At 59.9% G+C, this 13,962-nt stretch carries 10 protein-coding genes; 4 read left to right on the top strand and 6 right to left on the bottom strand.

What is annotated here, in order from left to right; all coding sequences use genetic code 11:
• Nucleotides 1-78: 78 nt before the first annotated feature.
• Nucleotides 79-1,299, top strand: coding sequence for an HD-GYP domain-containing protein (locus EDC30_RS19435; RefSeq protein ID WP_165973747.1), 1,221 nt, complete (start codon nucleotides 79-81; stop codon nucleotides 1,297-1,299).
• Nucleotides 1,296-2,339 carry an HD-GYP domain-containing protein gene (locus EDC30_RS06330; protein WP_132257958.1) on the top strand — a complete coding sequence of 348 codons (1,044 nt, stop codon included), beginning with the start codon at nucleotides 1,296-1,298 and terminating at the stop codon, nucleotides 2,337-2,339. The genes EDC30_RS19435 and EDC30_RS06330 overlap by 4 nt, the downstream gene beginning before the upstream one ends.
• 81 nt (nucleotides 2,340-2,420) lie before the next feature.
• Here the strand turns inward: EDC30_RS06330 and EDC30_RS06325 are convergent, their stop codons facing one another.
• Nucleotides 2,421-3,209, bottom strand: a complete 789-nt coding sequence (locus EDC30_RS06325) for an exodeoxyribonuclease III (RefSeq protein ID WP_132257957.1) — start codon at nucleotides 3,207-3,209, stop codon at nucleotides 2,421-2,423.
• Nucleotides 3,210-3,400: 191 nt separating this feature from the next.
• Here EDC30_RS06325 and pyrE point away from each other — a divergent pair, with 191 nt between their 5' ends.
• Together pyrE and EDC30_RS06315 are read left to right on the top strand one after the other, a co-directional pair.
• Entirely contained in the window at nucleotides 3,401-4,066 is a 666-nt protein-coding gene (gene pyrE / locus EDC30_RS06320) for an orotate phosphoribosyltransferase (protein WP_132257956.1), read from the top strand.
• 73 nt (nucleotides 4,067-4,139) lie between these two features.
• A complete protein-coding gene (locus EDC30_RS06315; RefSeq protein WP_165973746.1) occupies nucleotides 4,140-4,772 on the top strand; it encodes a DUF4124 domain-containing protein in 633 nt (210 codons plus the stop codon).
• A gap of 171 nt (nucleotides 4,773-4,943) precedes the next feature.
• Here the strand turns inward: EDC30_RS06315 and EDC30_RS06310 are convergent, their stop codons facing one another.
• The 5 genes from EDC30_RS06310 to gatA form a co-directional block, all read right to left on the bottom strand.
• Complete coding sequence (locus EDC30_RS06310) at nucleotides 4,944-6,917, bottom strand: secretion protein (protein ID WP_132257954.1); 1,974 nt, start codon at nucleotides 6,915-6,917, stop codon at nucleotides 4,944-4,946.
• Nucleotides 6,917-9,622 (bottom strand): jacalin-like lectin, encoded by a 2,706-nt coding sequence (locus EDC30_RS06305; RefSeq protein ID WP_243656672.1) that lies wholly within the window; start codon nucleotides 9,620-9,622, stop codon nucleotides 6,917-6,919. The genes EDC30_RS06310 and EDC30_RS06305 overlap by 1 nt, the downstream gene beginning before the upstream one ends.
• Before the next feature lie 280 nt (nucleotides 9,623-9,902).
• Entirely contained in the window at nucleotides 9,903-10,607 is a 705-nt protein-coding gene (locus EDC30_RS06300; protein ID WP_132257952.1) for a PAS domain S-box protein, read from the bottom strand.
• A gap of 374 nt (nucleotides 10,608-10,981) precedes the next feature.
• Nucleotides 10,982-12,460, bottom strand: a complete 1,479-nt coding sequence (gatB, locus tag EDC30_RS06295; protein WP_279389749.1) for an Asp-tRNA(Asn)/Glu-tRNA(Gln) amidotransferase subunit GatB — start codon at nucleotides 12,458-12,460, stop codon at nucleotides 10,982-10,984.
• A 32-nt stretch (nucleotides 12,461-12,492) separates the two neighbouring features.
• Nucleotides 12,493-13,953 carry an Asp-tRNA(Asn)/Glu-tRNA(Gln) amidotransferase subunit GatA gene (gene gatA, locus EDC30_RS06290; RefSeq protein ID WP_132257950.1) on the bottom strand — a complete coding sequence of 487 codons (1,461 nt, stop codon included), beginning with the start codon at nucleotides 13,951-13,953 and terminating at the stop codon, nucleotides 12,493-12,495.
• Between the last annotated feature and the right edge of the window lie 9 nt (nucleotides 13,954-13,962).

The raw sequence follows: 13,962 nt of genomic DNA, 5'->3' as shown, positions 1-13,962 counted from the left end.
GTCGACGTTTCTTCTTCGCTTCTGCACCACTTGCCTCATGGTCAAACCAGGCGGCAAGAGACACAAAGAATTCCGCACATGGCAAATTTTCTGGCGATTCTGTCAGGGGGCGGCGTGACCCTGCTGATCGTCGCTTTATTCCTCAGCATTAGCAACTTGGCTGCGCTTTACCTTTCGGTGAGAAAGCAGCATCTTGTGCGCAGCGCGCTGTTCGTGTTCACTGCCCTCGGTGTCATGATGTTTCCGGTCTACGGCGGCGGCGACACCCTGCTGGACCAGCGCGCGGCGATTCTCGCGGTGGCGACCATATTCGGCAGTGTTGCCACGGCCATGATGACGGCGCTGGCGATGCTGATTTATCGCGCCTATGTCGGCGGCAGCGCCATGCTGGCGGGCTTGCTGGGCATTACCCTGATGCTGGCAGTGTCCGTGTTATTAGTGAAGTGGTGGCGGCACCGTCATGCAGCCCAGCCCTATGCCGGCCGGTTGATCCTGGCAGCGGGCATTGCCGCAGGCCTGTGTTCAGTCGTGAGCTTGCTGCTGGTTGGGCCAGGCGGTAAAGGTTTGGATCTGGTGCAGCAAGAGGGATGGAGCATCTTCCTGGTTCAGGTGGTGTCGACTTGCCTGTTTGGCTTCATGCTCAAGCTGCATGTCGAGCGCGAGCACAACCTCGAGGAACTTCGGCAAAAAAATAGCGCCTTGCGCGACACGCTCGTGCAAACCATCGGCGCGCTGTCCGCCGCCATGATGCATCGGGACCCTGCCGTGGCTAGTCATGAAAAGCGCGTGGCCGAACTGGCGGTGGCGATCGGGGCCGAATTTGGTTTCGACAGAGATCGCCTGGAGGCATTGAAGCTGGCGGCAATGGTGCATGACATCGGCATGATGCAGCTGCCGGCTGAAATCCTGATGCGGCCCCGGAAGTTGACCGAACAGGAATTCGCTTTGGTGAAGCTGCATGCGCAGAATGGCTATGAAATCCTGCGCACCGTCGAATTCCCCTGGCCCCTGGCGGATATCGTCCACCAGCATCATGAGAATTTCGATGGCAGCGGCTATCCGTTGGGATTGTCGGGCGAAGCCATTTCTTTGGAGGCGCGCATTCTGCGGGTGGCTGACAGCATGGAAGCCATGCTGTCGCACCGGCCATTCCGCCGCGCGCATGCACTCGATCACGCGCTCGCCAGCCTGGAACAAGGAAAGGGCAAGGCCTACGACCCGCAAGTGGCCGATGCCTGCCTGCGGGTCCTGCGCGATAACAAATTCAGTTTTGTGCCCCCGGTCAGGAGCGCCGCATGAAAATGGATCAGCCAATTCCCGAACTCGATGGGTTGGACCCGCATGCGCCGGTCGCCTCCATCATGCATGCGCCGGATGCGATGTTCGCGCCGGAGACGACGCTGGGCGAGGCCATCACCGCCATGGACCGCTTGCAAAGCAGCGGCTTGCTGATAGCGAAAGATGGCGTCATGGCCGGCATCCTGACCTCACATGACCTCGCGTGCGCATTTCGTAACGGCAGCGGGCCGGATGAGCCGGTGAGCCGTTTCATGTCGCGCCAAATTATTTCGATCATCGCTTCCGCCAGCCTGGAAGAAGCCGTGCAACTGATGGCGATGCATGGCATTCGCCATTTGCCGGTACTGGATGCGTCGGAAAAGCTTGTCGGTGTGATCAGCGGCAAGGACTTTTACCGCCAGAGCGAGGCCGCCATCAAGGCCCGCGCCAGCCATGCCAGCAAGCTGGAAAAGGCATTGGAGGATACGCTGGAGGCAATGGCGGCCGTGCTGGAGCAGCGCGACCCATACACCGCCGGCCATCAAAAGCATGTCGGCATGCTGGCGGTGCTGATCGGCAGGGAGCTTGGCTTCGCGGCGGAGCGCCTGCATGCGCTCAATCTTGCCGCCATCGTTCACGACCTGGGCAAGATTCAGATACCGGTGGAGATCCTGACCAAGCCGGCGCGCCTGAACGAGGTGGAATTCGCTCTGGTAAAGCAGCACCCTTTGATCGGCTATCAGATTTTGAAGACCATCGACTTTCCCTGGCCGATCGCCGATATCGTCGTGCAGCATCATGAGGCGCTGGATGGCAGCGGCTATCCCTATGGCTTGAAGGGCGAGCAAATCCTGCCGGAGGCGCGCGTGCTGACAGTGGCCGATATCGTCGAATCCATGGCGGCGGACCGACCTTACCGCGCCGCGCTGGGAATCGATGCCGCGATCGCGGAAATTACCCGGCTGCGCGGCAGCAAGCTCGATCCGGAAGTGGTCGATGCCTGCGTGCGCGTCTTGCAGCGCGGCGAATATTCACCGCACTTGCTGGGGTTGCAGCAATAAGGCCGAGCGCGACCGCATGCATCGGCTGGCTTAGCCGATGCTGCCTTGGGTGGCATCGGCCCGTGTACTTCATCGCTACTGTCAGGCTTCCACTTTCCAGTCGTAGTGCAGTGTCAGCGGCGCATGGTCGGAAAAGCGTTCATCCTTGTAAATCGCGGCTTGCTTGGCTGTTGCCGCGATGTTTTTGGTGGTGACGTGATAATCGATGCGCCAGCCGACGTTCTTGGCCCAAGCCTGGCCACGATTGCTCCACCACGTGTAGGCGTCACCGGTGGCATCCGGGTGCAAGACGCGGTAGGCATCCACCAGGCCGACTTCATCGAAGACGCGGGTGAGCCAGGCGCGCTCTTCCGGCAAAAAGCCCGAATTCTTCTGGTTGCTTTTCCAGTTCTTGAGATCGATTTCCTTGTGCGCGATATTCCAGTCGCCGCAGATCACCACTTCGCGCCCGCTGGCATGCAATGCAGCCAGGTGCGGCAGGAAGACTTCCATGAAGCGGAACTTCGCTTCCTGGCGTTCCGGGCTGGACGAGCCGGACGGGCAGTACACCGATATCACCGTCAGATTACCGAAGTCGCATTGCACGTAGCGGCCCTCGGCATCGAATTCGGGGCAGCCAAAGCCGGTGACCACCGCGTCCGGTTGCGTGCGGCAGTAGATGCCGGTGCCGGAATAGCCCTTTTTTTCGGCATAGTGAAAATATCCCAGGTAGCCCGGCGGGTTGAGGAAGGTATCCGTCATGTCGGCGGCTTGCGCCTTCAATTCCTGCACGCAGACGAAATCGGCTTGCTGCGCCGCCATCCATTCGAAAAAGCCTTTTTTGGCGGCGGAACGGATGCCATTCAGATTGGCGGAAATAATCTTGATCATAAAGACAGCTGAAAATAGATTGGATAAGGATTGGCCGACAGCATAACGCATCCCGCGAATTTATCGCAGGCATGCGCCTTGCATTTGGCACTGCATGAAGCCGGGATATCCATTTACAATGCCGCTGTGCCGCGCCACAGGCGCGGAAAATCGACAGAATTCGTCACATCACAGGATATCGAGGGTATTAATTGAACAATTTACGTCAGCAATTTATTGAGTTTGCCGTTTCCGCGGGAGTGTTGCGCTTTGGGGAATTCGTCACCAAGGCCGGCCGCACGTCGCCGTATTTTTTTAACGCCGGGTTGTTCAATAATGGCGCCAACCTGGGGAAGCTGGCTGACTTCTATGCCCAGACCCTGCTGGATTCCGGGGTCGAATTCGACATGCTGTTCGGTCCGGCCTACAAGGGCATCACGCTGGCGTCCGCCACCGCAGTCGCGCTGGCGGCCAAGGGATGCAACGTGCCGTTTGCCTTCAACCGCAAGGAAGCCAAGGACCACGGCGAAGGCGGCACCATCGTCGGCGCGCCGTTGCAGGGCCGGGTGGTGATCATCGATGACGTGATTTCGGCCGGCACTTCGGTGCGCGAATCGGTGGAAATGATCCGCGCCGCCGGTGCGACGCCTTGCGCAGTATTGATCGCGCTGGATCGCATGGAACGTGCAGGCAAGGACGATGCCCTGTCGGCGCATTCGGCAGTGCAGGAAGTCAGCCGGCTATACAACATGCCGGTGGTCTCGATCGGCAACCTGGCCGACCTGATGGAATTTATCTCGGGCGCAGGCGCCAATCCGCAGCTGGCGCAATACAAGGATGCCATCGCGGCGTATCGACAACGCTACGGAGTGGAATAATTCACAATTTAACAATTGTTTAACATCCGGCCAGCCTTGTTGTTGCAAAATTCATCATTCTTCAGGGGGTGCAATGCAAAATAAAATCAAAACACTGACCGGATTATTGATCATGGCTGGCTTGCCGCTGCTGGCGCAGGCCGAGATTTACATTTGCAAGGATGCCAGCGGCAAGACGCTGACGTCCGATCGCCCGATTCCCGAATGCCAGGACCGTAAGGTGCGGGTGCTGGGTAAAAATGGCATGACCCAACGCGAAATCGCGCCGCCGATGACGGAAGAGCAAAAACGCCAGAAGCAGGCCGAGGAAGAGAAGCGCAAGGCAGACATGGTGGCGGCCGATGAGCAGCGGCGCCAGGATCGGGCGCTCCTGGCGCGCTACAGCAAGGAAGCCGACATTGAAGTGGCGCGCGGACGGACGCTGGAGCCGGTCAATGAGCAAATCAAGCGCGAAGAATTAACGATCGCCAGCGCGGCAAAGAGTTTGGCGCAAGCCCGTGCCGAAGCCGCTGCCCAACCTAAAAGTAAAGTGCCAGCCAATTTGCAGCGCAAGATCGAAGACCTCGATCAGCAAATTGCCGACAGCAAGAAAGTGATCGGCGAGCGCAAGGAAGAAATCGTCCAGATCAATGGACGCTTTGATCAGTCGGTCAAGCGGTTCCGGGAATTGACCTCCCAGCGGACGGCCAGGGCCGAAGCGAAATAGCACATCTTGATACGCAAATAAAAAGCGGAGCTCATGCTCCGCTTTTTATTTGATCTGCCGGCATGGCAATAAACGCGCAATTTCACCGCAAGTTCAAGCAAGCCACCGGCATCGAGACAAGCCAGTGCCGTAAGGTCCTGGTTCAAGATGAAATGTGCGGCAGTCCTGTTTTCAGTAGTAGAGAAACCCCAGGGCCTCCCGCAGACGGTCGCCGGTGCTTCGCATGCGTTCCCAGCGCTCCATCGTGACATCGCCCTGGCGAAACTCCCGGAAGTAGTCGTTCGACTGGAGCTGGTTCATGATGGCTTCGATATTGGCCGGGCTGCTGTCGGCGAAGCCGAATTTTTGGCGCAAGGCCTGCATCCGGCTCGCCATCGAGTCGCCGGCTTCGGCGGCGGACTCGGCGATCTGGACCGGTGCTCGCGGCGTGACCAGGATCAGCACCGAGCGCTGCAGTTCATTGCTCTTCTTGTTCGAGAACAGGTACTGCACCACGGGCACATCCTGCAGCCCCGGCACGCCGTCGCGCGTGCTGGAGGTCGACTTCTCGCTCAAGCCGCTCAAGACCAGGGTGTCGCCCAGGTTCATCACGACATTCGCGTTAGCGGTGATCTCGCCGATCTCGATCTGGTACGCCACCCGGGGATTGTCCGAACTGGCGTTCAGCGAAGTGCGCTGCGCCTCGACCTTGAGCTGCACGCGCCCCTGCGGCAGGAAGTTGGGCGTGACGGCCAGCTTGATGCCGAAGCGCTTGTCCAGCGGCACGACGGTGGTGCCGCCTTGCGCGCTGAGCGACACCACGCCGGCGCTCAGGTTGGTGCCTGAAAAAAATTCGGATGGCTGGCCTTCGATCGCGGCCAGCGTGGGCCGCGCCAGCACTTCGTTGACCGAATTGTTGGCGTTGGCGATATTGAGCGAATAAGACAGGGCCGGAATCGTCACCGCGCGGGTGATAGCGGTGCTGACGGTGGCGGGGGTAGTGTTCGTGCTGTTCTCGGTGACGACCCGCGAGTAACCGGCGATGTTGCCGGACACCGAGCCGAGCTGGAGCGTCAACGCGTTAAGCAAGTTGACGCCCTTGGAGGTCGAAATCACTTCCTGGGTGGACAGCAGAACCACATCGATGAGCAGCATACGCGGGCCGTTGTCGGTCGCAGCCGCGGCAGGAGCAGCAGGAGCAGCAGGAGAGGCGGTGGGCGCCGCCGGCGACGCGTCAACGTCCGGCTTGGCGCCGGTGCTGCCCGGCGCCGGCTTTTCGGCGTACGGATAAGGCGTATTCGGCAGCGTGAAGGCTTGCGCGAGCTGAACCGGGCGCCCGTTGGAGGGGATCTGGGGCAAGCTCGTCGGCAGCATGCCGGCGGCGGCCGGGCGCTGTGCGCCGGGCGCATCCTGCGTCTGCTTCAGGTAAAAAGACTTCCATTGCGCCAGCCGCCGATCCACGCGCTCGATGTCGGGCCCGCCGCCGGTGATCTGGCTCAATGCCTCGCGCATCCGGTCGGCCTGGGCAAAGTTGCCGCAGGAAGCGTACACCGAAATGCTGGAACGAATGAAGCCGCGGTTCGGTTGCGCCGGCGCTTTCTGGAACTGGTCGGCCATCGCGCACGCGGTCCTGGCGTCGCCGGTCAGATACGACGCCACCATCAAGCCGTAAATGGACACGGCGCTGTCCGGGGTCATCAGCAAGACATCGGAAAACGCCAGCCTGGCGCGGTCGAACTGCTTGAGGTCCATGTACGCCAGCCCCAGGAATTCCCGCGCGATCCAGTTGCCAGGGTCGAGCCGCAGCGCCTGCTGGTACCCCTCGACGGCCATTTCATTTTTTTGCGTGTCGCCCTGCCGGGCTTGCAGGTGGTAGACGAAGCCGTTCAGGAAATGCAGGTGCGAATTGCGTGGGTCCAGCTGCAGGGCTTCGTTGGCCGCCAGTTGCGCCTGCGGCAACTCCAGGCGCTTGATCAGGTCGACCGCCACGGTGACCTTGGCCAGCATCTCCGAATCGTACGAACCCGCCGGCACCAGCGGCAATTCCTTCACCATGTCGGCAAAGGACCTGGCAGGCTCGTCGCCGTGCACCGGCATGGCGCAAAGTGCGAGCGTCAGCGCGGCGGCGAGCCTGCCGCAGCGCAGGGTGTGGGAGAGCGAAATCATCAGCGCGGCCCCGTCGACCGGAAGATCAGCTGGTCGGTACGGTCGCCCGAGCGACCCGACATGCACCCGAGCTTCTGGCCGGGAGTCACCTTGTACTCGCCGTTCATCTTGCTGGATCCGTAATTGCCGTGGGTGCGGCCCTTGTTCGTGTAGAAGATGACGCCTTCCACCTCGCTGCTGCCGCGGAAACTCACGCGCTCCACGTATTCGTCCGCTGCGAGCAGAATTTCTTCCTTGAACTGCTTGTTGCCGCCGTGGGCCTCGCCCCAGCCGCCCGGGTAGCGGAACTGCAGGCGGTCGACCTTGCTGCCGCTGTACACGCGCCAGCCGGTGATGTGCTGCCCCTTGCACACGGCGTCGTCCGTCCAGGCGCTGCCGCCGCCGCCGCCGACTCGCAGCGGTCCCATCACCGGTCCCGGATCATTCGAAGCAGGCCGCGGGTTGCGGCCCTCATCCTCGCCGCTTTCAAGCCAGTGCTCCATCGCGGCAATGTAGTCGTTCGGGCCGAACAGCTTCTGCAGGTCCGGATAGCGGTCCAGGTAGGTTGCCACGGCCACATCAGGGCTGCCCTGGCGGCCGGATTGCAGGCCAGTGTCCAGCCAGTGCCGCAGGACGCACATCCGGTCGGTGGCTTTGCACTGCGCCTGCACGTCGAGGTAGCGATCGCGGTAGAACTTGGCGTCGAACTCGAGGCTGCCGCGCCGGCCTTCGTTGAAGCCGTTGTTCTTCCAGTGCGTGGCCAGGTCCATGCCGCTCTTCACCACGTTGGGCTGGTTGTCGTAGTAGTAGTCCCAGTCGAACGCCGAGGAGGCAAACAGCGGGTCGGGTTCCGGCTTGTGCCGCTTCTTCTTGCCGAAGCCCTTGAACACGTTGCCAGCTGCCTTGAGGGCGTTGTTGGCGGCGTTGGACGACTTGTTGGCCACGTCGCGGGCGGCGTTCTTTGTCTTTTCATACTCCTTGCGCGCCTGTTCCGCCGCCTTCATTGATTCTTCCTCCGCCGCCTTCGTCGCTGCGTTGGCCGCGTCAGAAATCTTTTTCAACTCCGCAGTAGCGGCGCTGGCGGTATAGCCGCTCAGATGCTTGTATTCGCCTGCGATCTTGTTGTACGCGGCTTCCAGCTCCTTGCCGATGCAGCCGCTGATCTTGGAAGGATCGACGTTGACGCCGCCCTGGCCGTCGAAGACTTCGGCAATGTCGGTGCTTTCCGTGATCGCCACCTTGGCCTTGATCTCGAACGGGTTCACGCAGCTGGCATTCATGGCGATCGTCATCGTGCTGCCGCTCAGGATCACCGAAACTGTCTGACCGGCGACGTTGCCGAGCAGGCTGATGTCCTGCTTGTTGCCGTTGACCTTCATTGACGCATCCATCTTGAAGTTGACCTTGCCGAGCGGGCCCAGCTTGAGCGTCACGCCCGCGCCCACATCGCCGGCTAGTCCGTTGCTGCCGGCCGACGCATCCAGCCAGCCCATCTTCTGCCCCAGGATTTTGATGTCGCCGGCCTGCCGCATGTACGGTCCGCCTTCAGTCAATGGCCCCAGAATCGCGTAGTTGAAATACTTGGCATCGTTCGGGAATGGCTTGGTGCTGTCGCCAAAGCGATATTCGGCAGGATTCGGATTTTTTAGCTGGAACACCGACAGCGGCTTGGTCACGCTCAGCAAGGCATTCTTGTAAGAGTCGATGTTGCGGATATAGCCACCGCCGTATTTCGCCAGCCGCGGATCGGGAACCGCCATCGCGAACATCATGCGCGCGGCATCCTCCATCGTAAACACGGGTGGCGTCGCCATGCGGAACTGGAAGTCCAGCAGATCGAGTGCACCGGCCGGATTCCATGGCGTCTGGAAATGGATAATGATCTTCCTGTTTTCCACACCCTTGAACGCCGCATTACCCTTGTAGCCGAAGGTGAGGGCATTGTTGATGAAGAAGGTGGCGTCGGTCAGTTCCATCTTCGGCGACACCATGGCGATCCTGGTATTCGGCGCGAACTGAAATTCGATGAAGGCTTCCGGCTTGGCAGCATCCGCACCGGCCTTTTTCATCGTGTCACCGTGCGCCATGGCCTCGGCCATGCCCGCGCCGGCACTAGCGCCGCTTGTGAGGTCTGTCGGCATCGGCAGTACCACGGCCGCGCGCATGGTCACTTGATCGCTCTTGACGCCAAAACTTTCCATCGCCGATTTCATGCCCCCGCCCAAGTTTGCCTGGGCCGCCAGTTGCACGCCGCTGGCAAAGGACAGCGAGCTGACATTGAAATAGTGTTCGCGGACCACCTTCTGCAGACTGGGCGGCATCTTGATGATGTCAAGCGCGTAATCCGTCGTAGAAATCGAAATGATCGGCGAACTCAAGGTTGTACTGCCCATGGCTTTCTGCACCTTGTCGCTCAACAGGTGCGGCAGGGGAAGGGTTTTGTCGACCACCATCAGGAAGGTTTGCTGATTTCCTTTGGTGGTGAAGAAGTAAAGCTGCAAAGGTCCGCTTTGGGTGTAATAGCACCCAGTCAGTTTGTCGCCGCATGTTGTTTGTTGCAGCGCGCCAATCATGCCTTGCACCTGATCCTTGAGCTCGGCGATGGGCAGGGTGCTCAGCAGTTTTTTCAACGGCGGCGTGATGTCCGGCGGGGTGGCATGGGCGGTGGTGGAGATCGCGAGTGCGGCAAGAAGCACGCCGGCTTGACCTATTAATTTTTTCGCCATAGGTAACCTAGCCAATAGCTTTATCCGTTCGGAACTTTTCATCGCCGCCTTCCCATTCATCACTAGGATTTCGAGTATAAACATTTCCAAATTGAAATTTACTGAGCAAATCTGAGGCCGTACTTAGGCGGTTGGCAGATTGCAGATTGAATGCGCGCGGCATGGGGCAGCGACATCACCGCAAGGCGGTTGAGCCGTCATGGGCGTTTATCGGTGGAAGATTCGCGTTGAGTGTACGGTGACCGGCTTGCGTAAACTGACTGACAGTTGTGACTCCGTATTAACCGCAGATTGTGGCTTTCGCATAAAACCGGTAGCCGACACCGTACACCGTGCTGATCGGTAGCGCTTGGCCGCACGACTCTTTGACCTTGCGCCGCAAACGACGCATTTGCGTGTCTAGGCGACGCTGATCATATTCCAGGAAATTCTTCCCTAAGGCCTCGACAATCGTTCTTCGGGTAACGCATTCACTTTCACGCATCAGCGTCTGTAAAACGATGTGATCCTGTTCGGAAAGCGCGATATGGATCCCGCGGGGCGTGACCAGCCGTCTTGGTGACGCGGATAGTTGCCAGCACGGGAGGTCGTCCGGGAGAAGCTGGGGGGCAACCCATTCCTGATCATCGAATTTGCGCTGGGTGATGTCGCGTGCCACGCCGATTCTGACCTGATGCTCCTGCGACCAGGAAGCCGACCAGCTGATATACACCACCCGCCCGTCCTTGCGCACATACCGGTTTTCGAAATAACGCTGGAGGTAACCGCCCATTACCCGGTCGATCGCTGCCGCAGTTCTCTGTCGATCATCAGGATGTACGAGGTCAAGCATTTTCTTGCCCGCCATTTCCGCAGGGGTATAGCCAAAGATCCGCTCACACGCGCCGGTTACGGATAGGCATGTGCCTTGGGCGTCAACTACGCAAATCGCATCGAGCACCAAGTCGGTGTAGTCGCCGGCGAGGGTGCTGCCTTCTTTTGTCATGTCGTGTTATTTAAGGCTGCGCTGATTAAGTAAAAGGGGAGGTTGCTAGTACTTAAGGATAGCATTATGCAGAATGGCGGTGGAACGCAATGAAACACCAGACATTGGCGAAGGCCGCTTGCTTGGCGATTATGCAGGCCTCCAGAAATAGACCTGGCCGATTCTGCATTGGAGTTTGATCTTGCTGTTTCATTTACGCTTTGCGCTACAGCTACAAAATTTTTCCATCGGCGAGGGATTTTCCTATGAGTGTCAATAAAAACGCCCCTACCAGTTAGATGCAGGGGCGTTTGCAAGAGCGCAGCCGAATAATAGGCCAGGGAAAATCGCGAGAAAAAGCAACGAAAAAAGCGGCTAGTAAAACTGGCGGAAATTTAGCCTGTCAGCTTTTTCTTCAGCAATTCCGTCAGCTGTGCCGGGTTCGCCTTGCCGCGCGATGCCTTCATGGCCTGGCCGATCAGGGCATTGAATGCCTTTTCCTTGCCCGCCTTGAACTCCTCGACCGATTTGGCGTTGGCAGCCAGCACCTCGTCGACGATCTTTTCCAGCGCGCCGGTATCCGAAATCTGTTTCAGGCCCTTGGCTTCGATGATGGCATCGACTGCTGCCGGGTCATCCGAAGGGGAGTCCCACATGGTTGAGAAGATTTCCTTGGCAATCTTGTTGGAGATCGTGCCATCGGCGATGCGCAGCAGGAGCAGGGCGAGCTGTTCCGCTTTCACCGGGGAGTCCCCGATATCGACACCTTCGCGGTTCAGCGTCGACGACACATCGCCCATCAGCCAGTTGGCTGCCGGCTTGGCTTGTTCGCGGCCAGACTTCTCCAACACCGCTTCAAAGTAGGCAGCCATGGCTTTGGATTGCGTCAGCACGGCGGCGTCATATTCGGGCAGGGCGTAATCCTTGACGAAACGGTCGCGCATCGCGCCCGGCAATTCCGGCATGGCGGCTTTCACGCGCTCGATCCAGTCTTGCGCGATCACCAGCGGCGGCAGGTCGGGGTCGGGGAAGTAGCGGTAATCCTGCGCATCTTCCTTGCTGCGCATGGAGCGTGTTTCCTTCTTGTCCGGGTCGTACAGGCGGGTTTCCTGCACCACGGTGCCGCCATCCTCGATCAGCTCGATCTGGCGCCGCACTTCGTAATTGATGGCTTCTTCGAGGAAGCGGAACGAGTTGAGGTTCTTGATCTCGCAACGCGTGCCGAATTCCTTCTGGCCGACCGGGCGCACTGAGACGTTGGCGTCGCAGCGAAATGACCCTTCCTGCATGTTGCCGTCGCAAACGCCCAGCCACACCACCAGCGCATGCAGCGCCTTGGCATAGGCGACTGCTTCGGCGGCGCTGCGCATGTCCGGCTCGGTGACGATTTCCAGCAAGGGCGTGCCGGCGCGATTCAAATCGATGCCGGTCATGCCATGATAATCCTCGTGCAGCGACTTGCCGGCATCTTCCTCCAGGTGCGCGCGGGTGAGCTGCACGCTCCTGAGTTCGGCCTTGCCATCCTTCTCCAGCACGAACGATACCTTGCCACCCTGGACCACGGGGATTTCATACTGGCTGATCTGGTAACCCTTGGGCAGGTCAGGATAAAAGTAGTTTTTGCGCGCAAACACCGATTGCGGCGCAATCGTCGCGCCCACTGCCAGGCCAAACTGAATGGCGCGTTCCACCGCCCCCTTGTTCATCACTGGCAGCACGCCCGGCAAAGCCAGGTCCACGGGGCAAGCCTGGGTATTGGGTTCGGCGCCGAAAGCGATTGACGCGCCACTGAAAATTTTGCTGCGGGTGGTCAACTGCGCATGCGTTTCCATCCCGATCACGACTTCCCACTGCATATGTATTCCTCGCTGTATCCGTTTAGTTCGCCAAGGTCGCTATGGCCGGCTTATACGCTGTCCGGCGCGCGCTGATGCCAGTCGGTCGCCAGCTGGAACTGGTGCGCGACATTGAGCAGCCTGGCTTCGTCAAAGTAATTGCCGATGATTTGCAGGCCGACCGGGCGCTTGCCATTCTTGTCGCCCTGGCCAAAGCCGCAGGGAATCGACATGCCGGGCAAGCCGGCCAGGCTGGTCGACAGCGTGAAGATATCGGCGAGGTAGTTGGCCACCGGATCGTCGGCTTTCGCGCCCAGGTCCCAGGCCACCGTCGGCGCCACCGGTCCCATGATGACGTCGCAGGACTGGAAGGCATTCTGGAAATCCTGCGCGATCAGGCGGCGGATCTTTTGCGCCTGCAGGTAGTAGGCATCGTAATAACCATGCGACAGCACGTAAGCGCCCACCAGGATGCGCCGCTTGACCTCGTCGCCGAAGCCTTCGGCACGGGTCTTGCAGTACATGTCGGCCAGGTCCTTGTAATCCTTGGCGCGATGGCCATAGCGCACGCCATCGAAGCGCGACAGGTTGCTGGATGCTTCGGCCGGCGCAATCACGTAATACACGGGAATCGACAGCTCGGTCTTCGGCAGGGAAATATCCACCAGCGTGGCGCCCAGCTTTTCGTATTCCTTCAGCGCGGCGCGTACTGCTTGTTCGACATCGGCAGCCAGGCCTTCACCGAAGTATTCGCGCGGCACGCCGATGCGCAGGCCAGCCAGCGGCTTGCCGAGGTCGCGGGTGAAGTCTTCGGTCGGACGGTCGATGCTGGTGGAATCGCGCTCGTCGAAGCCGGTCATGGCATTCAGGAGCAGGCCGCAATCCTCGGCGGTCCGGGCCATCGGGCCGCCCTGGTCGAGCGAGGAGGCGAACGCGATCATGCCGAAGCGCGAGACGCGGCCATAGGTTGGCTTGATGCCGGTGACGCCGCACATGGCCGCCGGCTGGCGGATCGAGCCGCCCGTGTCGGTAGCGGTGGCGCCTGGCGCCAGGCGGCCGGCAACGGCCGCTGCCGAGCCACCGGAGGAGCCGCCGGGAATGGCGGTCTTGTCCCAGGGGTTTTTCACCGCGCCGAAATACGAATTTTCATTCGACGAGCCCATGGCGAATTCATCGCAATTGACCTTGCCCAGCGTGACGGTGCCGGCGCTATTGAAGCGCGCGACCACGGTGGCGTCGAAGGGGCTGACATAGTTTTCCAGCATCTTCGAGCCGGCGGTCGAACGCCAGCCGCGCGTGACGAAAATATCCTTGTGGGCGATCGGGATGCCGGTCAGGGCAGTAGCCGTGCCGGAAGCCAGGCGGTCATCCGCAGCCTTGGCCTGTTGCAGCGTCAATTCTTCATTGACATCGATATAGGCATTCAGGTCGCTTTGCTTGATGCGGGCAAGGTAGAGGCTTGCCAGTTCGCTGGCGGAAATGTCGCGCGCTTGCAGCAAGGCTGAAAGTTGTTTGATGGTCTTGGTATACATGGAATTCTG

Origin of the sequence: Paucimonas lemoignei, assembly GCF_004342585.1 — a bacterium.
GTDB classification, from domain to species: Bacteria; Pseudomonadota; Gammaproteobacteria; order Burkholderiales; family Burkholderiaceae_D; genus Paucimonas; species Paucimonas lemoignei.
The sequence above is the reverse complement of the archived record's forward strand: the minus strand, read 5'-3'. Positions and strand labels throughout refer to the sequence as shown.